General features: G+C 62.6%; 16 protein-coding genes and 2 pseudogenes. 9 read left to right on the forward strand and 9 right to left on the reverse strand.

Translation table 11 applies throughout. From position 1 onward, the window contains the following. Positions 1-28: 28 nt before the first annotated feature. The 6 genes from JQ575_RS38900 (at position 29) to JQ575_RS38925 (ending at position 7168) form a co-directional block, all read left to right on the forward strand. A complete protein-coding gene (locus JQ575_RS38900) occupies positions 29-274 on the forward strand; it encodes an Lrp/AsnC ligand binding domain-containing protein (protein WP_192737765.1) in 246 nt (81 codons plus the stop codon). Between the two features lie 55 nt (positions 275-329). Beyond that, the gene (locus tag JQ575_RS38905) at positions 330-1652 is read left to right on the forward strand and encodes an ABC transporter substrate-binding protein (protein WP_212038472.1); all 1323 of its coding nucleotides are present in this window, start codon (positions 330-332) and stop codon (positions 1650-1652) included. A gap of 172 nt (positions 1653-1824) precedes the next feature. Next, entirely contained in the window at positions 1825-3531 is a 1707-nt protein-coding gene (locus JQ575_RS38910) for an iron ABC transporter permease (protein WP_212038483.1), read from the forward strand. A gap of 25 nt (positions 3532-3556) precedes the next feature. Then, the gene (locus tag JQ575_RS38915) at positions 3557-4666 is read left to right on the forward strand and encodes an ABC transporter ATP-binding protein (protein WP_212038473.1); all 1110 of its coding nucleotides are present in this window, start codon (positions 3557-3559) and stop codon (positions 4664-4666) included. Between the two features lie 73 nt (positions 4667-4739). Next, a complete protein-coding gene (locus JQ575_RS38920) occupies positions 4740-5789 on the forward strand; it encodes an Ldh family oxidoreductase (protein WP_312016098.1) in 1050 nt (349 codons plus the stop codon). Between the two features lie 236 nt (positions 5790-6025). Next, entirely contained in the window at positions 6026-7168 is a 1143-nt protein-coding gene (locus tag JQ575_RS38925; protein ID WP_409364874.1) for a TAXI family TRAP transporter solute-binding subunit, read from the forward strand. Between the two features lie 243 nt (positions 7169-7411). Here the strand turns inward: JQ575_RS38925 and JQ575_RS38930 are convergent, their stop codons facing one another. The 8 genes from JQ575_RS38930 to JQ575_RS38965 form a co-directional block, all read right to left on the reverse strand. Next, a complete protein-coding gene (locus tag JQ575_RS38930; protein ID WP_212038475.1) occupies positions 7412-8338 on the reverse strand; it encodes a cytochrome c in 927 nt (308 codons plus the stop codon). Between the two features lie 231 nt (positions 8339-8569). After that, entirely contained in the window at positions 8570-9019 is a 450-nt protein-coding gene (locus tag JQ575_RS38935; protein WP_211998934.1) for a cytochrome c, read from the reverse strand. 105 nt (positions 9020-9124) lie between these two features. After that, positions 9125-11431, reverse strand: a complete 2307-nt coding sequence (locus JQ575_RS38940; protein WP_212038476.1) for a xanthine dehydrogenase family protein molybdopterin-binding subunit — start codon at positions 11429-11431, stop codon at positions 9125-9127. A 66-nt stretch (positions 11432-11497) separates the two neighbouring features. After that, complete coding sequence (murJ, locus tag JQ575_RS38945; RefSeq protein WP_212038477.1) at positions 11498-13024, reverse strand: murein biosynthesis integral membrane protein MurJ; 1527 nt, start codon at positions 13022-13024, stop codon at positions 11498-11500. A 118-nt stretch (positions 13025-13142) separates the two neighbouring features. Continuing rightward, positions 13143-14291, reverse strand: a complete 1149-nt coding sequence (locus tag JQ575_RS38950) for a DegT/DnrJ/EryC1/StrS aminotransferase family protein (RefSeq protein WP_212038478.1) — start codon at positions 14289-14291, stop codon at positions 13143-13145. A 42-nt stretch (positions 14292-14333) separates the two neighbouring features. Next, on the reverse strand, positions 14334-15350 hold the full coding sequence (locus JQ575_RS38955) for a Gfo/Idh/MocA family protein (RefSeq protein WP_212038479.1): 1017 nt from the start codon (positions 15348-15350) through the stop codon (positions 14334-14336). A 222-nt stretch (positions 15351-15572) separates the two neighbouring features. Next, positions 15573-17687, reverse strand: a complete 2115-nt coding sequence (locus JQ575_RS38960; RefSeq protein WP_212038480.1) for a caspase domain-containing protein — start codon at positions 17685-17687, stop codon at positions 15573-15575. A 24-nt stretch (positions 17688-17711) separates the two neighbouring features. Continuing rightward, positions 17712-18638 carry a DUF4399 domain-containing protein gene (locus tag JQ575_RS38965; protein WP_312016099.1) on the reverse strand — a complete coding sequence of 309 codons (927 nt, stop codon included), beginning with the start codon at positions 18636-18638 and terminating at the stop codon, positions 17712-17714. A gap of 310 nt (positions 18639-18948) precedes the next feature. On the opposite strand from JQ575_RS38965, the gene JQ575_RS38970 reads away from it, so the two are divergent. After that, a complete protein-coding gene (locus JQ575_RS38970) occupies positions 18949-19740 on the forward strand; it encodes a formylglycine-generating enzyme family protein (protein WP_212038481.1) in 792 nt (263 codons plus the stop codon). Between the two features lie 83 nt (positions 19741-19823). Here JQ575_RS38970 and JQ575_RS38975 read toward each other — a convergent pair. Beyond that, positions 19824-20130, reverse strand: a pseudogene (locus JQ575_RS38975) (cupin domain-containing protein); the annotation flags it as partial. Between the two features lie 361 nt (positions 20131-20491). Between JQ575_RS38975 and JQ575_RS38980 the strand changes: the two are divergent. Together JQ575_RS38980 and JQ575_RS38985 are read left to right on the forward strand one after the other, a co-directional pair. Beyond that, entirely contained in the window at positions 20492-21187 is a 696-nt protein-coding gene (locus JQ575_RS38980) for a hypothetical protein (protein ID WP_212038482.1), read from the forward strand. Positions 21188-21362: 175 nt separating this feature from the next. Beyond that, positions 21363-21651, forward strand: a pseudogene (locus JQ575_RS38985) (transposase); the annotation flags it as partial. Positions 21652-21743: the final 92 nt, after the last annotated feature.

Below are 21743 nucleotides of genomic sequence, written 5' to 3' on the forward strand. Positions count from 1 at the left end.
GAGAACAACAATTCCGGAGACGACAGCCATGGTTCCCTTCTTCGTCCAGTTCAAATGCAAGCTCGGCCAGTCCTATGCGGTGGCCAATGCGCTCGCGGAAGCCGAGATCGCCTCGGAAATCTATTCCACCGCCGGCGATTACGACCTGCTGGTCAAGTTCTACGTCGATAACGCCACCGATATCGGCCATTTCGTCAACGAGAAAGTGCAGGTCATTCCCGGCATCCAGGACACCCACACCATCATCACCTTCAAGGCGTTCGGCGGGAGCTAGACCCCGCCCGCTTCCGCGGCCACCGGCAACGACAAGAACAAGCAAACGGGGAAACATGATGCATCGGCTGTTGATGCTGTCGCTTTGCGCGGCGCTGGTCTCGAGCGCGGCGTTCGCGCAGGCGCCCACCGGCAAGGTGACGGTCGTCACCTCCTTTGCCAAGGACGTCACTGACCCCGTCAAGAAGGCGTTTGAGACGGCGACGCCGGGCGTGACGCTGGAAGTGCAGAACCGCAACACCAATGCCGGTGTGAAGTATCTCGAGGAAACCAAGTCCAGCAACCAGGTCGATCTGTTCTGGGCTTCGGCGCCGGATGCCTTCGAGGTTCTCAAGGGCAAGGGGCTGCTGCAGAAATACGCGCCCAAGGCATCAGGCATTCCCGAGAAGATCGGGCAATTTCCGATCAACGACCCCGCCGGCTTCTATTTCGGCTTTGCCGCGTCCGGCTACGGCATCATGTGGAACGAGCGCTATGTGAAGGCCAACAAGCTGCCTGATCCCAAGGAATGGCAGGATCTCGCCAAGCCGGTCTATTACGACCACGTCTCGATCGCCGCCCCCTCGCGCTCCGGCACCACGCATCTGACCGTCGAAGCGGTGCTGCAGGGCGAAGGCTGGGCCAAGGGCTGGGGCACCATCAAGGCGATGGCCGGCAATTTCCGCAACATCACTGAGCGTTCGTTCGGGGTGCCGGAAGCGGTCAATTCCGGGCAGGTCGGCTACGGCATCGTGATCGACTTCTTCGCGTTCTCGGCGCAGGCCTCCGGCTTTCCCGTGAAATTCATCTATCCGACCGTGACGACGATCGTGCCGGCCAATGTCGGCATCGTCGCCAATGCGCCGAACAAGGCCGCGGCCGAGGCCTTCGTGGAATTCCTGCTGTCGCCGGCCGGGCAGCAAGTGCTGTTCGAGCCGGGCATCCGCCGCCTGCCCGTCAATCCCGACGTCTATGCCAAGGCGCCCGCGGACTACCCGAACCCCTTCAAGGACCCGCGGCTCAACTCGATGATCAAGTTCGACGTCGCCAAGTCCGAAGCGCGCAACGATGTGGTCGACGTGCTGTTCGACCAGCTGATTTCGTTCCAGCTCGATTCCCTGAAGGCTGCAACCAAGGCGATCCACGAGGCCGAAGCCGCGATCGCCAAGAAGGACAATGCGCAAGCCCGCGCGCTCGTCGCGCAGGCGCGCGAGCTGATCGCCGCAATGCCGGTCGATGAAGCCGCAGCCTCCGCCAGGGAGACGGCAAGCGCATTCACCGGCGGCAAACAGAAGGGCGCACGGCAGGCCGAACTGGAACAGCAATGGGCTGTTTTCGCCAAGGAACGCTACGCGCAGGCGCAGGCCAAGGCCGAGGAAGCGGCGAAGCTGGCGAAGTGATACGAGGGCGCCCATCATCTCTCAATGTCGTCCCGGCGAACGCCGGGACCCATACGCCGCAGCCTCGCGGTGAAACGTCGGTGTCAGCGACCTTCTTCAACAGCATGCGCCGGTGGCTATGGGTCCTCGCGTTCGCGGGGACGACGTTGGAGTGGGAGGGCCGGGCGTGACCATGGCCCTCCCCGCCCCGCGCGCCCGCGCAAGACTTTCGGCGACGCCGGGGCAGATCGCGCTGGCGCTCGGCATTGCGGTTTTTCTCGCGCTGTTTCTGGTGTGGCCGTCCGCAACCGTGATCTATGTGGCGTTCACCGAAAAGGGCGGCGGCGCATTTACCCTGGTTAATTTCGCCGATTTCTTCCGCACTGACTTATTCCTGCGTTCGTTCTGGAATTCGTTCTACGTCTCGGCGATGGCCGTGGCCGGGGCGTCTATCCTGGCGCTGCCGCTCGCCTACATCACCTCGCGCTTTGCCTTTCGCGGCACGGCGCTGATCCAGACGCTGGGATTTCTGCCGCTGATCATGCCGCCGTTCGTCGGTGCTGTGGCGATGCAGCTGTTTTTCGGCCGCAACGGCAGCGTCAACCTGCTGCTCGACGACGCGTTCGGCTTCAAGATCCCGTTCATGGAAGGACTCAACGGCGTCATCTTCGTGCAGTCGATCCACTATTTTCCGTTCATCCTGATCAACCTCTCGGCGGCGCTGCGCAACATCGACGCCTCGATGGAGGAAGCCGCGCAAAATCTCGGCTCGTCCGGATTTCGCCTGTTTCGCCGCATCGTGTTTCCGCTCGCGATGCCCGGCTATATCGCGGGCGCCTCGCTGGTGTTCGTCAAGGTGTTCGACGATCTCGCCACGCCGCTGCTTTTGAACGTCAAGGACATGCTGGCGCCGCAGGCCTATCTGCGCGTCACATCGATCGGGATCGCCGATCCCATGGGCTATGTGATCGCGGTGGTGCTGATCGTGGCCTCCGTCGCGGCGATGGCACTTTCGGCGCTGGCGACCCGCGGCATCGACTATTCGACCGTGCAGCGCGGCGGCGGCGGGCTCGCCCGGCGCAAATTGCGGCCTTATGAAAGCGTGCTCGCCTATCTGACGGTGATGCTGATCCTGCTATTGGTGCTGGCGCCGCATGCTGGCCTGCTGCTGCTGTCGTTCTCGACCGTGTGGTCGTTCTCGCCGCTGCCGGACGGCTATACAATCTCGCATTACGCGCGAATTTTCGGCGAGAGCTCTCTCTACATCAAGAACACGCTGATCTATGCCTCGCTGGCCGGGCTGATCGACGTCGTGCTCGGCACGGCAATCGCCTATCTGGTGTTGCGCACCAGACTGGTCGGGCGCGATATGCTGGACTGGGCGGCCTCGGCCGCGCTCGCCGTCCCCGGCATCGTGCTCGGCATCGGTTATTTGCGCGCGTTCTACGGCGTGAAACTGTGGGATGGCACGCCGCTGGCTTCGTGGATCGTGATCGTGCTGGCGCTGGCGACCCGCCGCCTGCCCTATGCGCTGCGGGCCTGCTACGCGGCGCTGCAGCAGATATCGGTATCGCTGGAAGAAGCCGCCGAAAATCTCGGTGCCACCAAGCTGCGCACCGTGCGCCGGATCGTGACACCGCTGATGATGGGCGGCATGCTGGCCGGCTTCGTCACCAGCTTTGCCACCGCCGCCGTCGAGCTCTCGGCCACGCTGATGCTGGTGCAATCCAACTCCGACGCGCCGCTGGCCTACGGCCTTTACGTCCTGATGCAATCGGCGGCCGGCCGCGGCCCTGGCGCCGCGCTCGGCGTCATCGCCGTGCTGCTGGTCGGGGTCTGCACGGTCCTGTCGCATTTCGTGATCGAGCGTGGCCGCGCCATGCCGCAAGCAGGACATTGATGTTCATGCCGGAACTATCAGCACCATGACGACCGCAACAGCCAATCGAGCGATCGCCGTACCGGCCGTCGGTGTCCGGATCGAACAGGTCAATTTGTCCTATGGCGACAATCACGTCTTGAAGTCGATCGATCTCGACATCCGCCCCGGCGAGTTCTTTGCGTTTCTCGGCCCCTCCGGCTGCGGCAAGACCACGCTGCTGCGGCTGATCGCCGGCTTCAACCATGCCGACAGTGGCCGCGTGCTGGTCGGAGAGAAGGATATTTCCGCTCTGCCACCATGGAAGCGCGACATCGGGATGGTGTTCCAGTCCTATGCGCTCTGGCCGCATATGACGGTGGCGCGCAATGTCGCGTTCGGCCTCGAGGAAAAGCGCGTGCCGCGCGCCGAGATCGGCCCGCGGGTCACGGCCGCGCTTGAACTCGTCGGGCTCACCGGCCTCGATCAACGCCGCCCGGCGCAGCTCTCCGGCGGGCAGCAGCAACGCGTGGCGCTGGCGCGCACCATCGCGGTCGAACCGAAGCTCCTGTTGCTCGATGAACCCCTGTCCAATCTCGATGCCAAGCTGCGCGTACAGGTCCGCCGCGAGCTGCGCGAACTGCAGCAACGGCTCGGGCTCACCACCATCTTCGTCACCCACGACCAGGAAGAGGCGAACACCGTTTGCGACCGGATCGCGGTGATGAATCAGGGCGTCATTCAGCAGGTCGGCACGCCGAAAGACCTTTACGAGCAGCCGGCCAATTTGTTCGTGGCGAACTTTCTCGGCACGGCGAACATTGTCGAAGGCCGCGTGATCGGCGACGGGGCGTCGCGCGCCTTTGAGGTGGCCGGCGGCCTGAAGATACCGATTGCTGCGGACCGGAAGCTGGCGCCGGGGGCGCGCATGGTGTTCCGGCCGCAGGATTGCGCGATCGTCGGTGCGGGTCAGAGCGCGGGGCCAGACAGGACAGAAGCCGCGGGCACGGTGACCTATCGCGAATTCCTCGGCGCCAGCGTGCGCTATGGCGTGCGCGCAGGCACAGCCAGCATCGCCGTCGATTGTCCGTTCCACGCCGGCGACACGCTGCACGAGGTCGGCACCGCCGTGACCGTCGCCATCGCCACATCATCGGTGCGCTTCCTATCCGACTAGGAATTTGCCACGATATGGTCAGCGCAAGTGCGCCAACAAGAAAACGGGAGTTGGTATCCTGACGACATCGACAGTGACTTTCGACCGGCTGAAGGGCTTCATCCGCGAAGCCATGACAAAGCTGGGCCTGCCTGAATCCGACGCCATGACGGTCGCCACGCTGATGGCGGAAGCCGATCTGCAGGGATCGGACGGCCACGGCGTCAGCCGGCTGCCGCAATATGCCCGCCGCATCAAGGCTGGTGGATTCAACGTGCGGCCCAATATCCGGATCGTGCGCGAGCACGCCTCCACCGCCCTGCTCCATGGCGATAACGGCATGGGCCACCTCGTGATGAAGCGCGCGGCCGAGATCGCGATCGAAAAGGCGCGCACCACGGGGATCGCATGGGTCAACTCGCAATACAGCAACCATGCGGGTCCTGCCTCGCTCTACGCGTCGATGCCGCTGGCCCACGACATGATCGGGCTCTATTTCGCGGTCGGCAACGCCAACCATCTGCCGCCCTGGGGCGGCCTCGACATGCTGCTGTCGACCAACCCGATCGCAGCCGCAATTCCGGCCGGTGACGAGAAGCCGATCATTCTCGATATGGCGACGACGGTTGCAGCCTATGGCAAGGTGAAATCCAAGGCACTGCGCGGCGAGACCATGCCGGAGGGATGGATGATCGACCGTGAGGGCAAGCCGCTGACCGATCCGAAGCGCGCCGACGAAGGCATGCTGCTGCCGCTCGGCGGCATGGAGGCCGGCTACAAGGGTTATGGGCTCGCCATGATCATCGGCCTGCTCGCCGGCACGCTGGGTGGTGCGGCGATGGGCCGGGACGTCATCGACTTCAACCATGATGACGACAGCGTCACCAATACCGGACAGGCGGTCGCCGCGATCAACATCTCGGCCTTCGGCGATGTTGACGTGTTCAAGGCGAGCGTCGATGCGCTGGTGCGCGATTTCAGAAACTCAGAGCGGATGCCCGGCGTGAGCAGGATCTTCGTTCCCGGCGAACGCAGCCACGCCACGCGAGAGGCGCGGATGCGCGATGGCATTCCGATTCCGGGCGCGCTGATGCGCGGGCTCGATCAGGTCGCCGATGAGCTTGGGATGGCGAAGCTGACCTGAATCAGGACCTGCCGCCCCTGCCGCCGTTTCAGACAACGCAACGCGTCAAGCTGACGCGGATCGGTACCCCCTGCTTCTGCCTTGCGGTAGGAGCAGAAATCCGCGAGCATTCGCGCCAAACCGCAGCGCCGGTTTCCAACTGACGTCCGCTCGCGGGCCAGGAAGCACCGGTGACAAGCGTCTCAAGGCTGCAACGACAGCCGCAACGGGAGGGATGAATGATCAATCCGAAGATGATGCTTGCGGCCATCGCGCTGACCGGAACCGCGGTCGCGGCATCGACGGCGGTCGCACAGGTGAAACTGCCGCCCAACGTGACGATGACCGCGTATGACACGGGGACCTCCGGCTTCAACATCACGGTTGCCGTCGGCAAGATGTTCAAGGACAAGTATGGCTCGGATGCGCGCGTGCTGCCCGCCGGCAACGACGTCGCCCGCCTGCAACCGCTGCGCCTCAACCGCGCCAGCATCTCGGCGATGGGCGTCGGGGTCTTTTTCGCGCAGGAAGGCGTGTTCGAATTCGCGACCCGGGAATGGGGACCGCAGCCGATCCAGATCACGCTGAGCTCGATCGACTGCAACGGCCTTTCACTGGCGGTCGCCGCCGACATCGGCGTCAAGACCTATGCCGACCTGAAAGGCAAGCGCATCGGCTTCGTGGTCGGTTCTCCCGCGCTCAACCAGAATGCGCTTGCCGTGCTGGCGTTCGCCAATCTGACGGCAAAGGACGTCAAGATCGTCGAGTTCGCGGGCAACAATGCGATGTGGAAAGGCATCATCAACAACGACACCGATGCGGTATTCGGTTCGACGATCTCCGGGCCCGCCAAGGAACTGCAGACATCGCCGCGCGGCATCACCTGGCCCGCGATGCCATTCTCCGACAAGGCGGGATGGGAGCGCATGCGCAAGGTCGGCCCGTATTTCACCGAGCACAAGGCAACCTGCGGCGCAGGCGAATTTTCCAAGGAAAAACCGGTCGAGGTCGGCACCTATCCATATCCGATCTACAGCGTCTATGGCAGCCAGTCCGAAGACGAGGTCTACATGCTGACCAAGGCGATGATCGACGGCTATGACGGCTACAAGGACAACGCACCCGGCGCCAGTGGGCTTGCGGTGAAGGCGCAGGCAAAGAACTGGGCGGTGCCGACGCACAAGGGCGCAGTCAAGGCGCTCAAAGAGGGGGGTGCCTGGAGCGACGACCAGGAAAAGCACAACAACGCACTGCTCAAGCGGCAGGAAGTGCTGATCGCGGCGTGGAACGACTACATGAAAGGCAGCCCGTCTTCCGATCCGGCAAAGCTCACCGAGGAGTGGATGAGCGCACGCAAGGCGGCGCTCGCCAAGGCCGGCATGGTCAATACGTTCGAGTGATACGACTTCATCGGTATGGCAGCAGGCTCAGTCACCTCTCCCGCTTGCGGGGGTCGAGACGAGCGAAGCTCGCTCTTAGGTCGACGCGCTCGGCAGCGCAATTGCGCGCCAGAGCGCGGCGGGTGGGGGCTCTCTCCACCCGATGACTCGTGGATAGACCCCCACCCCAGCCCTCCCCCGCAAGCGGGAGAGGGAGCGCAACTCGCTCGCGGATGCAATTGCCACTTCGCATCGAGAAAGGCCTCAGGATTTCTCCGGCTTCTTCGGCCGCGGCGGTCCCTCCACCGGCGGCAGCGATTTCAGATATTCCGCCATCGCGGTGCGGTCTTCCGGCGACAATTGCGAGGTGTTGCGGATCACCCGCGCCATCGAGCCGCCGGCGGTGTCGCCCTCCGGCGTCATCCCGCTCTCGAGGAAATAGGCGAAATCCTTCGCGCTCCAATCCGACATCCGCTTCTGGGTGATGTTGGGCACCCAGCCCTCGCCTTCCGGATTAGGCCCGCCGGCAAAGCGCTGCGCGTCGATGATGCCGCCGAGGAAATTGCGCGGGCTGTGGCACTCCGCGCAATGACCGAGGCTGTTGACGAGATAGGCGCCGCGATTCCATTGCGCTGATTTGCTGGTGTCAGGCGTGAACGGCTTGCCGTCCGTGAACAGGAATTTCCACACCCCGACATTGCGCCGAATGTTGAACGGAAACGGCACGTCATGGTCGCGCGTCTTGCCGGCCACCGGCGCCAGCGTCTTCAGATAGGCAAACAGGTCCCTGATGTCTTCGACCTTGGCATGTTCGTAAGACGCGTAGGGAAACGCCGGAAAATAATGGAAGCCCGACGGCGACGTGCCCTTGATCACGGCGGTGACGAAATCGGCTTCGCTCCATCGCCCGATGCCGTCGCTCGGATCGGGCGAGATATTGGGAACGTTGAAGGTGCCGAACGGCGAGGGAATCGGCAATCCACCACCGAGCTTGAGGCGATCGGGCTGGTTCGGCACGGCGTGGCAGGACGAGCATCCGCCGGCATTGAACGCTGTGAGGCCGTTGGCGAGGTTAGGCGTGTAGGCGGGCAATGAACTCGCAGCGACCACCGCCGGTATGGTCAGCCACCAGAAAATGCCAAGCCCGGCGACGGCGGCCAAAACGGCCAGAAGGAACAGTCGTTTCAGCATTCACCAATCCGTCATCGGGCGTTTTGATATGGCGGCCAGTATGTACGCAATTTTGGCCGGAAGCTTCCATGAAATTTCGACAACTCACGGTGATGAAGCAAGCTTCACACCGAGGTGATGTAACGGCTTCACCCCGAATTGACGAGCGAGGCAAGCCTTCGCGCCCGCAAATAAAGAAAGAGGCCGGACGCGTCACGCGTCCCGCCTCTTCCTGTCTGGTCCAACCGAAGCCTAGCTGTTCTTGACGCGGTAGGTCTCGTGGCAACCGCCGCATGCCTTGCCGATCCCGGGGAAGTTCGCCTTCAGCGTATCGGCATCCTTGATCTTGGCCTTGGCATCGCTCACCGCCTTGGCAAAGTCGGCGATCTTGGCATCGAAGCCGGCCTTGTCTTCCCAGATCTTGGGCGAGGCGCTGTAGTCGCCGTCGGCCTTCAGGCCCTTGGTGCTCGCCGGAAACATGGTCGGCAGGTTCTTTGCGGTATCTTCGAGCGTCTTGATCGCCCCATCGACGGCGGCCTGATCATAGGGCTTCTCGCCCTTGAACATCGGCGACAGCACGCCGCCCAAGGCCCGGCCGGTGGCCTTCATGACATCCTGGTCCTTCTTGACCACGTCCTGCTGTGCCATAACGGCGCCGACACTGAGCAAAAGCGCTCCTGCAACCACCAAAACCCGTTTCATCGCCAGATCCCTTTTTCATGACACAGACCGGGCCGCGGTCTCCACGGACCGCGCCCAGGCCTGATAACACCATAAACTTAGAATCATTCCAGCTGCGACAAAATATCAGAGGTTATGCCGGCGCTGCGCCTCCCGGATGGCGATCCAGACCCGTTCGGGGGTCGCCGGCATGTCGATGTGGTCGATCTTGTACTCGCGCCACAGCCCCTCGACGATCGCATTGACCACCGCCGGGCAGGAGCCGATCGCACCGGCCTCGCCCGCGCCCTTTACGCCGAGCGGATTGGTGGTGCAGGGAACGTTGTGGGTCTCGAAGTGGAATGACGGGCCGTCGGCCGCGCGCGGCATCGCGTAATCCATGAAGGTGCCGGTGACGAGCTGGCCGTCGCTGCCGAATACCGCCTGCTCCATCAGGGCCTGGCCGATCCCCTGCATCGCGCCGCCATGGACCTGGCCGGCGAGCAGCAGCGGATTGAGCGTCACCCCGAAATCGTCGACGATGACGTAGTTGACGATCTTGATAATGCCGGTCGCCGGATCGATCTCGACTTCGGCCAGATGGGTGCCGTTCGGATAGGTGCCGTCGGCCTGGTTGAAGGTGGCGCTCGCATTCAGCTTTGACGGATCGACATCAGGACGCTTCGCCAGATCGGCGAAACTCACCGAGCGGTCGGTGCCGGCGATCCGGATTCGGCCGTCGCTGATCTCGAGGTCGGCAGCGCTGGTTTCCAGCGCTTCGGCTGCGATCTCCTTCAGCTTGCCGCCGAGGTCGTGGGCCGCACGCTGCACGCTGACGCCGCCGGTCGGGATCGAGGCCGAACCACCGGTGCCAAGGCCGGTGGCGACGCGATCCGTGTCGCCCTGCACGATGTGCACGCGCTCGGGCGGCAAGCCGAACTGTTCGGCGATCAACTGCGCATAGGCGGTCTGATGGCCCTGCCCGCTCGACTGGGTGCCGATCAGGATGGTGACGTCGCCATTGGGATCGAGCGCCACATTGGCGGTCTCATCGCCCATGGTGCCGCAGATCTCGACATAGCTTGCAAGGCCAATGCCGCGCACCAGCCCGGCCTTCTTGGCGGCCTTGGCGCGCTTGGGAAACTCCTTCCAGTTGGCGACTTCCATCGCGCGCTTCATATGCGCGGTGAAGTCCCCGGAGTCATAAACCTTGCCGGTCACGGTCTTGTAGGGGAGCGCCTTCGGCGGGATGAAATTCTTGCGCCTGATCGCATCGGGCGTCATGCCGAGCTTGCGGGCGCAGGCATCCACCAGCCGCTCGATCACGTAAGCCGCCTCGGGGCGGCCCGCGCCGCGATAGGCATCGACCGGCACCGTGTTGGTGAACACGGTGCGGACGCGGCAGTGGAAGATCTGGATATCGTAGAGGCCGGGCAGCATGCCGGCGCCGCCATGCGGAATGTAGGGACCGAAGGTCGACAGATACGCGCCCATGTCGCCCATCAGGTCGACATCCATCGCCAGGAACTTGCCGTCCTCGGCGAGCGCCATCTTCGCCACAGTGACGTTGTCGCGCCCCTGCGCGTCACCCACGAAATGATCGGAGCGGTCGGCGGTCCATTTGATGGTCTTCTTGAGCCGTTTTGCCACGACCGAGATCAGCGCATATTCGCGGTACGGAAACAGTTTGGTGCCGAAGCCGCCGCCGACGTCGGGGCAGATCACCCGCATCTTTTCCAGCGGCATCTTGAGCACCATGCCGCCGATGATCTCGCGCAGGCGATGGCTGCCCTGGCTGCCGATCGTCAGCGTCAGATGATCCTTCTTGGCGTCGTATTCGGCGACCGCGGCGCGCGTCTCCATGAAGTTGGTGATGACGCGCGGATTGACGATCGACACTTCGGCGACCGCATGCGCTTTTGCAAACGCAGCCTCGGTTGCCGCCTTGTCGCCGATCGGCACGTCGAACAGCAAATTGCCGGCATGATTGGGCCAGACCTGCGGCGCACCCTTCTTGACCGCGTTGACAAGGCCGACCACCGCCGGCAGCGGCGTCCAGTTGACCTCGATCGCCTCGAGCGCATCGCGGGCATGGTCGATGGTGTCGGCGACCACGAAGGCGATGGAATCGCCGACGTGGCGCACTTCATCCCTGGCGAGGATCGGGTACGGAGGTCCGGTGAACGGATCGACTTCGAAATTGAACAGGCACGGCAGATCGCCGAGATCCTTGACGTCGTCGGCGATCAGCACCACGGCGATCCCGGGCATGCCACGGGCCTTGGAGACGTTGATGGTGAACTTCGCATGCGCATGCGGCGAGCGCAGCATCAGCGCGTGCAACGCGGGAGACGGCGAGACGTCGTCAGTGTAGCGGCCCTTGCCGCGAATGAGCGCATCGTCTTCCTTGCGGCGGACGCTATGACCGACGCCGAACTTGATGGGAGCTGCCATCGTATCTCCATAGCCTGATTGGTTTCGCGTCATATTGGCGTGGTTCGCCACGAAGCGCAAACGGGTTTAGCCGCGGATCAGCGAGAAAATCCAGCCTCTGCCGAACAGGACGAGGATTGAAACACCATAGACAAAGATGCCGCTCACCATAAGTAACAGCAATGCGAGCTCATCGCGGAACGAGCTCATCTGCGCGAAATAAAAACTGGCGAAACGCGCGGTCAGCCAAAGGGCTATGGCAAGCACGATGCCGGATATCGCGAACTTGGCGAGCGATCTGAGCCACTCGCGGTCCAGCTCGAGAAATCCTCTTCGCACTGCAAAACCAAGTACCAGCAGCAGATTGACCCAGGCGCCGATCGCGGTGGCGAGCGCGAGGCCGATCTGGGCCAGCGTCCCCATCAGCGCGACCTTCAGGGCGACGTTGACGGCAACGCCGGTCAGCGCCGCCTTGACCGGCGTCGCGGTGTCCTTGCGGGCATAGAAGGTGGCGACCGCGCTGCGGATCATCACGAAGGGAATGAGGCCGACGGCATAGGCCGCCAGTGTCGCGCCCGCGGCCGCGGCGTCGGCTTTCGAAAACGCGCCGCGCGCGAACATCGCGCGCATGATCACGTCAGGCACCGTGAGGAACGCGGCGACGAACGGTATCGAAAACAACAGCGTGAAATTGAACGCCCGCCGCTGCGCCTTGGCGGCGCCGGCATGGTCTTGCGCCGTGATCCGCCGCGACATTTCCGGCAGCAGCACCGTGCCTATCGCGATCCCGATCACGCCGATCGGCAACTGGTTGAGGCGGTCGGCGTAATACAGCGCCGACAGCGCGCCGGCGGCGAGAAACGTCGCGATGATGGTGTCGGCGAACAGCGCGACCTGCGTTCCCATCGAGCCGATGGTCGCCGGCCCCAGCGCGCGAAAGAAGGCGCGGACATCGTTGTCGAGCCTGGGCATGCTGAACTTCGGCAGGATGCCGTTCTTCGCCGCGTCGCCCGCCAGCAGCAGGAATTCGAGGATGCCGGCGATCAGGACGCCCCATGCGGCGGCATAACCGGCGCCCGGAAAGAACGCGGCCAGCGCCAATGTCGCCATCATCGACAGGTTGAGAAAGATCGGCGCCGCCGCCGCGCTGGCAAAGCGATGCATGACGTTGAGCATGCCGCCGTAAAGCGTCACCAGCGTGATCAGCAAGAGATAGGGAAAGGTGATCCGCGTCAGCGCAATCGCCAATTCGCCGCGCGCCGGATCGTCGGAGAATCCCGGCGCCAGGAGGCCGATCACCTGCGGCATGAACAGCCACGCCACCACGAGCAGCACGATCTGGGCGCCGAACAACAGCGTGAAGATGCGATCGGCGAACAGTTTTGCCGAGGTCTGGTTCTGCCCATGAAGGTGGGCATAGGCCGGCACGAACGCGGCGTTGAAGGCGCCTTCGGCGAAGATGGCGCGAAAATGATTGGGCAGCCGCAGCGCCACGAAGAACGCGTCCGCGACCGGACCTGCGCCGAGGATCGCCGCGAGCATGATGTCGCGCGCAAAACCGGTCACGCGCGAAAGAAGCGTATAGCCGCCGACGGTGAAAATGCGCCCAAGCATGAGCCCGCTTCTAGCGCATATTCGGTTCTGATTGCATCAGAACCGAGAACTATATTTGTATGAACGCGCCGTCTTCACGCGAATGCTATCGGTTGTTTGACGCGTTTTCTTCGAAAAGCTAGGCGGAAAGCGCGCCGCGCACCGCCTGGATGACGCGATCCTGCGTCGCCTCGTCGAGATAGGCGTGCATCGGCAGGCTGAGCACTTCGCCGGAAAGCCTTTCGCTTACAGCCAGGCCACCTTCGGCCACCGGGAAGCTGCGATAGGCCGTCTGCTGGTGCAACGACTTCGGATAATAGATTGCCGTCGGAATGCCCTGCGCTTTCAGCGCGTTCGCTACCTCATCGCGACCGCCGCCTGGAAGGCGAACCGTGTACTGCGCCCATACCGAGGTGCAGTTCTGCTGCACGCGAGGCACGATCACCATATTGCCGAGCCCTGCATTGTAGCGCTTCGCAACAGCGTCCCGGGCCGCGATCTCGCCGGGAAATATCTTCAGCTTTTCAATCAGGATCGCCGCCTGAATCGTATCGATTCGCGCCGTCAGCCCGAGTCTGACGTTGTCGTACTTGTCGGACCCCTGGCCGTGCACGCGTACGCTTCGCAATGTCTCCGCCAGTTCGGCATCATCGGTAAAGATCGCGCCTCCATCGCCATAGCAGCCCAGCGGCTTGGCGGGGAAAAAGCTCGTCGCGGTGGCAAGACCGAACGTCCCCAGCGGTTGCCCCTTGTACGATGCGCCAAAGCTCTGGGCAGCATCATCGAGGACAAACAATTTCTCTGCTTCGGCGACCTCGGCAAGCGCGTCATGGTCGGCCGGCTGCCCAAACAGATCGACCGGAATGATCGCCCTTGGCTTGAGGCCCTTCTTCTTCGCGACAGAAATCCCGTCCTTCAACGAAGCGATGTCGATGTTGAATGTCTCTTCGTTTACGTCGACGAAAACTGGGGTCGCGCCGAGAAGTGCAACGACTTCCCCCGTCGCACAGAAGGTAAATGACGGGCAAAACACGGCGTCGCCTGGGCCAACTTTCCTGGCGAGCAGCACCATGAGCAATGCATCCGTTCCGCTCGCGCACGCCACCACGTGCTTCGCACCACAGTAAGCCGCGAGATCTGCCTCCAGACGGGCGACTTCCGGCCCATTGATGAATTGGCAATGCTCCAATACCCGCGCAACGGCATCGTCGATGCGGCTTCCAAGACTGCGTCGCTGCGCGGCAATGTCAGTGAATGCGATGGGTTGGGCTGGCATATGTTGGTTCATGTAACCCTCTTATTGATTGGTCCGACTGGCTGCCGGTCAAGATCAGCCGGCGACGCGGCGCGGACCCTTGCGCGCGGAGGAAGCCGCGGGCCGGGCCGGCGCTTCGAGGCAGCGGATCGCGATTTCGAGGCTGGCGACGCCCTCCTCGCCGGTAACCGCCGGCACATTGCCTGACCGGACGGCATCGAGGAACGCGATCAATTCGGCGCGCAGCGGCTCGTCATGGCCGACCGGCAGATGACGCATCGAATAGCTGCCGTCGGGCTTGAAGCCGAAGCACTCCGTCACCTGACGTGTGAGCAGGTCGCCCATCACATATTTGCCGCGGGTCGCGACCGTGACGTTGCGCGCCTTGAACGGCGTCAGCCAGTTGGTGTTGATATGGGCGAGCACGCCCGAGGCGGTGCGGAACTGCAGCAGCGCGATGTCCTCGCGCTCGGCGATCGCGCTGGAGAGCTGCGGCTGCACCTCGACGATGTCGGATTCGGTGAACCAGCGGATCAGGTCGATATCGTGCACGGCCAGATCGATGACGACGCCGACATTCGACATCCGCGGCGGAAACGGCCCGACCCTCGTGATGCCGATGGAAAGGATGTCCTCGCCCGAGATCGCCTGCTTGATCGCCGCGACCGCCGGATTGAAGCGCTCGACATGGCCGACCATCAGCGTGACCCCGGCGCGCTGCGCGGCGTCGACGATGTCCCGCCCCTCCTCGACCGTGGGCGCAATCGGCTTCTCGACCAGGATATGGATCTTGCGCGCGATGCAGGCGAGCGCGACCTCATGATGCAGATGGGTCGGAGCCGCGATCGTGACCGCATCGACACCCTCCGCCAGCAATTCTTCGAGACTCTCGAAAGCGCGGCAGCCTGCGAGTTCGGTGGCGCGCAGGCGATGCTCCGGCAGCGGGTCGACGATACCGACCAGCGCGACGCCCGGCAGGCCCGCCAGCACGCGGGCATGGTTGCTGCCCATTACCCCGGCACCGATCACACCTACGCGCAGTTCACGCGCGGCGCCGCTCTTCGCGTCCGATCCGGACCCTTTAAAACCCATGTTGTCGACCCCAACAGACTTTTCGCCAGTCCCCGGCGGTTCTCTAGCACGCCGCCACAAATGTGGCGAACGCCATCCCCGCTATCCGGACACGTTTTGATTCAAAGAGTTACAGCCCAGGAGGCACTTGGAGAAGCGATCTGGCAGGACTCATGGGGGCTTAGGCCACCGCAATATGGAGGAATTAAGTGCTTGGCCGAGGGCTGTGGGAGCCCGTCCTGACTAACCGCCGGACAGGCTTTCCCGCAGCCGGATGACCTGAGGCCGCAACTGCTCGCAGGCCAGTTCGCGCTCGAATCGAACCACATCCTCGCGTGACTGGCTGGCGCGCAGCTTGGCCAAGGTGGCCCTCTCCTCGTCACAGCTTCGGACCTGGACAATCGGCGCGGGTTGCGCCGGCTTCGCCCCTGATGGCGCAGACTGGGCGGATTGAAGGGTTGGCGGGTTGGCCGCCGCCGACGGCTGATCCGGCTGCGGCGCGTCCTTTGCGGTTTCCTTGGCAATTTCCTTGGGCAGGCTCTCGCGCAGGCGCACGATTTGCGGGCGCAACCGTTCGCAGCCAAGATCACGCTCCAGGGCGGCCAGATCGGCGTGCGAAGGATTGGCGCGGATCTTGGCAAGCCTGGCTTCGTCCTTCTTGCATTCGGGTGCCGGTGCGACAGTCGCAACGGCGACCTTCGGTTCCGGCGGCTTCGGGGCGGCTTCCTGTTTCGGCGCGGCCGGCGGCGGCGGCGACGCAATAACCAAGGCCGGCGGCGGGGCAATTTTTTCAACGACAGGCTTGACCTGCGCGGCGATGGCCGGCGCCGCATTGGCGACCGCCGAGAGGCTTTCCCGCAACCGCAGAATCTGGGCACGCAATTTCTCGCAGCTCAGGCTCCGCTCCAACTCGGTGACGGCCTCGAGCGACGGGTTGCTGCGCAACTGCGCCAGCATGGCGCTGTCGCGATCACAGGGATCGGCAGGCGACGGCGCGGCCTCAGTCGGCGGCGGCACCGTCCGGATGTCGGTCGATATGCCGGCGAGCGACGGACTGGTCGGCTCCTTGCGATCGATCGCGGCGATCTTGGTCCAAGCCTGCTCGGCCAGCAATTGCGCAGCCTCTTCACGCAGCTTGCGCTCCCGCTCGGCCGCGAGCTTCACACGTTGCTCTTCCTGGGCCTTTGCGGCTTCCCGCTCCTTGCGCTCCTTCTCGGCCACGAGCCGCAAGCGCTGCTCTTCCTGCGCCTGGGCAGCCTCGCGCTCCTTGCGGACTTTTTCAGCCGCCGCCTGCGCGCGAAGGGTCTCCTGCTTGCGCAGCGCCTCTTCCTGCTCGGCCAGTTTGCGCAGCGCCGCTTCGCGTTCGGCCTTGCGCTGTTCTTCCGCGAGCCTTGCTGCTTCGCGCTGCCGGGCCTCCTGGTTCTGGCGTTCGCGAATAGCGGCCTCGATGCGCTGGATGCGGTTCTGCGCCTCCGGCACGTAGCTCGACGTCGAGAACTTGGCGATGAAGTCCTGCAGCACGGCGGGATCAGGCGAGTCCTTGATCTTGTCGAACGCGATCCGGTCGGTCTGGTTGAGATAGTAATTGCTCAGCAGCGACACATAGGTTTCCGGGCGCTGGCGGCCGCCGGTCTGGGCGTTGACGTCGGCGGCGACGCGGCGGAACAATTGTTCGATTTCGAGGCCGGGCTCCTTGAGCCGCTTCAGGAAAGCGCTGGTGAACGGGCTGTTGCGGCCGTCGCCGTCGGCGGCGACTTCATCCGCCGCGGTGGAATAGGCCACCACCATGCCCTGCGCCTTGTCGATCTTGGCGAGCCCGCCGCGCACGGCGTCGATGGCGCGGCTGTCGCCGGACTTCTTCTTGCGGCGAAGCGCGTTGACGATCGGATTGTTGCGGCATGCATCGAGGATCACGATCTTGACGCCGTCGCCGCGGTCGAGCGCGGCGCGCACGTCGTCGAGCGGCGTCATCTGGTAGCGGAAACTGATCTCGTCCTCGACTTCGGCGTCGGTCGGCATCAGGAAGTTGCGGCCCTGATACTGGACGGCATGACCGGCGTAATAGAACAGCGCCGCGTCGGCGTCGGTCGCCAGCCTGGCGAATTTGGCCATGTTCAGGTCGAGATCGCGCTTGTTGGCGTCGATCGCTTGCAAGACTTCGAAACCGACCCCGCGGAGTGCCGCGGCAACGTCCGTGGCGTCGTTCTTCGGATTGGCCAGGAACAGGCTCGCATTGCTGTAGTTCGAGTTGCCTACAACCAGCGCAACGCGCCGGTCAGCCTTCGCAACGCTGATCGAACAGGTCAGCAGCACGAGACTATACAGAGCTGCAATCCAGATCGGACGACGTGTGCTCATATCAGGCTCCGGAACTGCCCCCCTTTAGTAATAGCGACGATATTTGCGATACTTCTTCTTTGCAGGCGGACGGCCGCTGGCGGTGACCGTGACCGTGATCGGTTCCGACAGCAACGGCGGATCGTGCGGGATGTGGAGCTCGTCGGCCAGCAGCAATCGCAGGGTATGCTTGCCGAGCGGCAGCGTGATCTTGGCTTCGGTCTGGCCGGCGCCGAAATGCAGATGATTGAAGTCGGCGGGAATCGGCAAATCGAGGTTGGGCACGTCGGTATCGATCAACAGATGGTGGTGACCGGTGTTGACCTTCTCGAAGCCGGCGGGTGCAACGCCCATGCCGATCAGGCCGAAACGGATGACCGGCGTCGGCGTGACATAGCCGCGATTCTTCGGAAACACGAAATATACCTTGGCGCCTTCCGGCGATTTCTTGCGGCCTGTGCTGGCGGGGGCGGTCGTTGCCGGCGCCGCCGCAGATGCCGACGCCGCAGGCACCTGGGAGGCGGCAACCACGCGAATCTTGATCCGCTCGGAGATCAGCGGAATCGTATTGGGGATGTGGTCCTTGTCGCCCAGCACCAGCTGCAGGGTGTGCTCGCCTTCCGGCAAGGTCACTTCGGCCTCGGTCTGCCCCGCGCCAAAATGCAGATGATTGAAGTCGCTCGGTATCGGCTGATCGAGCGGCGGCAGCTCGGCGTCGATCAGCAAATGGTGGTGTCCGGCGTTCGCCTTGTCGGAGCCGGCGGGCGCGACGCCCATGCCCTTGAGGCCGAAATTCACGGTGAAGGTGGTGGGTACCGTCTGGCCATCCTTGAGACCAACGAAGTAAACGGCCGCACCGGGGGGCGAGGGATTGGGACCGCCAACCGGCTTTTGCTGTCCGTGGCTCGCTCCGATCGTTCCTGCCAGCATCAAAAGCGAAACAGCAATTCCGGTCGATACTTTCGAGAACACACACGCCTCCTAAAATCAGGACGGGCCGGCGGCCAAAATCTCAAATAACTCAAGAACTGTAATGCGTCTGTGAAATAGTACACTGGATTTAAGCCATTGAATATCGTCCTGTCTGGAGCAGCGGACCGGCCGTTACTCCGTCTCAGCGGCATCCGGCGGCCCCGGACGAACAGGAACAGCTTGAATACCATAGTACCTCAAAACTAACTGACGATAGCGACACTGCGACTTTTGATTTTATGGAGGGTTGCGGGCACGATGGACCGACAGGCGGCGCAGGACGACCGGCGCAATTGAGGCCGAGGGTACGATGTTCAGATTTTTTGCTTTTTTGATATTTCTGCTCGCGGCCGGACCGGCCGCCGCCCAGTCCGCCGCGCCACCGGAACCCGGCGAACTGTTCCGCGACTGTCCGGATTGCCCGGAAATGGTGGTGGTGCCGTCGGGCGAATTTGACATGGGCGGCAAGGACAGCCCGTACGAGGGACCGCCGCACCGGGTCACCATCGCCAAGAACTTCGCGATCGAACGGCGCGAAACCAGTTTCGCCGAGTGGGATGCGTGCGTCTCGGACGGCAAATGCAGGCACCGGCCGGACGACCGCGGCTGGGGTCGCGGCGATCAGCCGGTCATCGACGTGAGCTGGGAGGACGCCAAGGCGTTTGTTCTATGGCTGACGCAGAAGACCGGCCGCAACTACCGCCTGCCGAGCGAGGCCGAGTGGGAATATGCGGCGCGCGCCGGCACCACGACCACCTACTGGTGGGGCAAGGAGGTCGGCAAGTCGAACGCCAATTGCGACAATTGCGGCGACTCGCTACGCCGGACGATGCGGACCGGATCCTATCGGCCAAACGGCTTCGGGCTCTACGACACATCCGGAAACGTCTACGAATGGGTCGAGGACTGCTGGAACGACAATTACAAGAATGCGCCCAAGGACGGCTCCGCCTGGACGCAAGGACAATGCCGTCAGCGCGTGCTGCGCGGCGGATCGTTCGCCAACAAGGCCAATACGGTCACATCGGCGGCGCGTTACCGGTACGATCTCGACGTGCGCTATTTCGCCAACGGTTTTCGCGTCGTGCGGGACGTTCAGTAACCCCGCACCTCAATCCCGTATTCGGCATTTTCGAGCGAACAGCAAGCGAGCTTCGGTTCTGATCCAATCAGAACCGAGATGGCTCACGTGCGCTGATAATAATCCTCGATGCGGATGATGTCGTCCTCGCCGAAATAGCTGCCGGTCTGGACCTCGATCAGTTCGAGCTGGATCTTGCCGGGATTCTCCAGCCGGTGCACCGCGCCGAGCGGGATGTAGATCGATTCGTTTTCGTGCACGGTCTTACCAGTTCGTGACGGTAACGCGCGCAGCACCCCGCACCACGATCCAGTGCTCGGAACGGTGATGATGCTTCTGCAGCGAGAGCCGCCCGCCCGGCTTGACGATGATGCGTTTTAGCTGGTGACGGTCGCCATTGTCGATGGAGCGCAGGCGGTGCGTCACTTAGCGTCGAGCCGGCTACTTTCGTTTTCGCTTCCCTTCGTTCCCTTCGTTCTCTACGCCTCCTCGCTCCATCAGAAGCAATCCAGCGGTGGGGCTGAAATTGGCTTCGTTTAAAGGCGCTCTCGAAGGTCCAACGGATGTCGTTTTTGAAAAATGCATCCATTACGTGTAATCAATGAAATACCCTCAATGATTGTAATTTGGGGTAATCGAGAGTGGTGCTGGTGCAAAAAAAGGCGTAACGGAGTTGAGTTTCCTGAATACTACACTATACCTTTAAAAATGAATATATTAAATTATATACTTAAATTACAAACAATTACATCAATTTGTAGGAGCTCAAAATATGACTAATACTTCGCCTTCTCAAAATCCCCAACCATCCAAAAACGCCCTTACACACGGTTTTTATGCCGCCGAAGTCGTTCTACCCTGGGAAAATCAGCAAGAATTTGACGATCTACTGCGAGCTTTTCAGAACGAATATTGTCCCGATGGCATCTCGGAGAAAGTAGCAGTATTTGATCTGGCCAGCCTGCACTGGAAAAAACGCCGTCTCGAGGCTGGATTACAGCAGGCTCTCCAACAGCTCGACTTTGGCCCTACCGTTAACACCAGCGATCCCACAGGCGACATCGCTCGCGCCGCGACGAAGTCGCAACTCGTAGCCATCGAGTATGGCTGCAACAACTTGGCGAAACAAGCGGAGCAAGTCTGTAAGGCCGATGCAACGACAGGTGACAGTCTGGTCATTGAATTCGAAAAGCTAACGCTCGCGCTGGCAAAGTTCAACGTCAGTTTCAAGGATCTCGTCTCATCGCTTCGAGGTACTGAGAAACACAGGCGCGATGATATCGCTCAGGCTTATCTTCCGGACATTTTGGAAAGAGAATTGAAGATCCAGGCGGATATCGATCGACGAATCGACAAAGTCTTGAAGCGCCTCGTGATGGCCAAAGAATACAAAAGGCTATATGGCATTACACCTGCAAACCTAAATCAGATCGAGGCAACCAAATTACCCGCCAAATCATCCCACTAATCCGCCGGCCCTGAATTCTTAGACATCGGGGCCCGTAGGCTGCATCGATCGGGGTGGCGGGAAGGATACAAAATCCGCCCCCTCCTGGTCCAACCCTAGCAGGCCGTTGAAAAAGGCGCTCGCCGCCGATCGGGGACCCTGATTCATTGGCTCCGCCGAGATTCGGAGATGGCGCGTGCGCGGCGGCAACAATAGAACGGGCGAGCTGTTCAGCTACGTTGACCTGGAGGCGCGGGTCCGGCGAGATCATCCAAGGCGAGCGATCCGGACGATTGCTAACGAGGCGCTGTCGGCGCTGGAGCGCGAATTTGCCGGGCTCTATTCACCGATTGGGCGGCCGTCGATCCCGCTGGAGAAGCTGCTGCGGGCGATGCTGTTGCAGCGTTTTATTCGATCCGCTCGGAGCGGCTTCTCATGGAGCGGGGCTGGAATACGATCTGCTGTTCCGCTGGTTCGTCGGGATTGACCTTGCCCCCAAATTTTATCCGATCCCGAGTTCGCTCTTGGCGTTTGGGTTGCCGGGTGGGCGGTGGTAGCGACGGGAGCTGGCGCGGAG

This window comes from Bradyrhizobium sp. JYMT SZCCT0428, assembly GCF_018131075.1.
Taxonomy (GTDB): Bacteria; Pseudomonadota; Alphaproteobacteria; order Rhizobiales; family Xanthobacteraceae; genus Bradyrhizobium.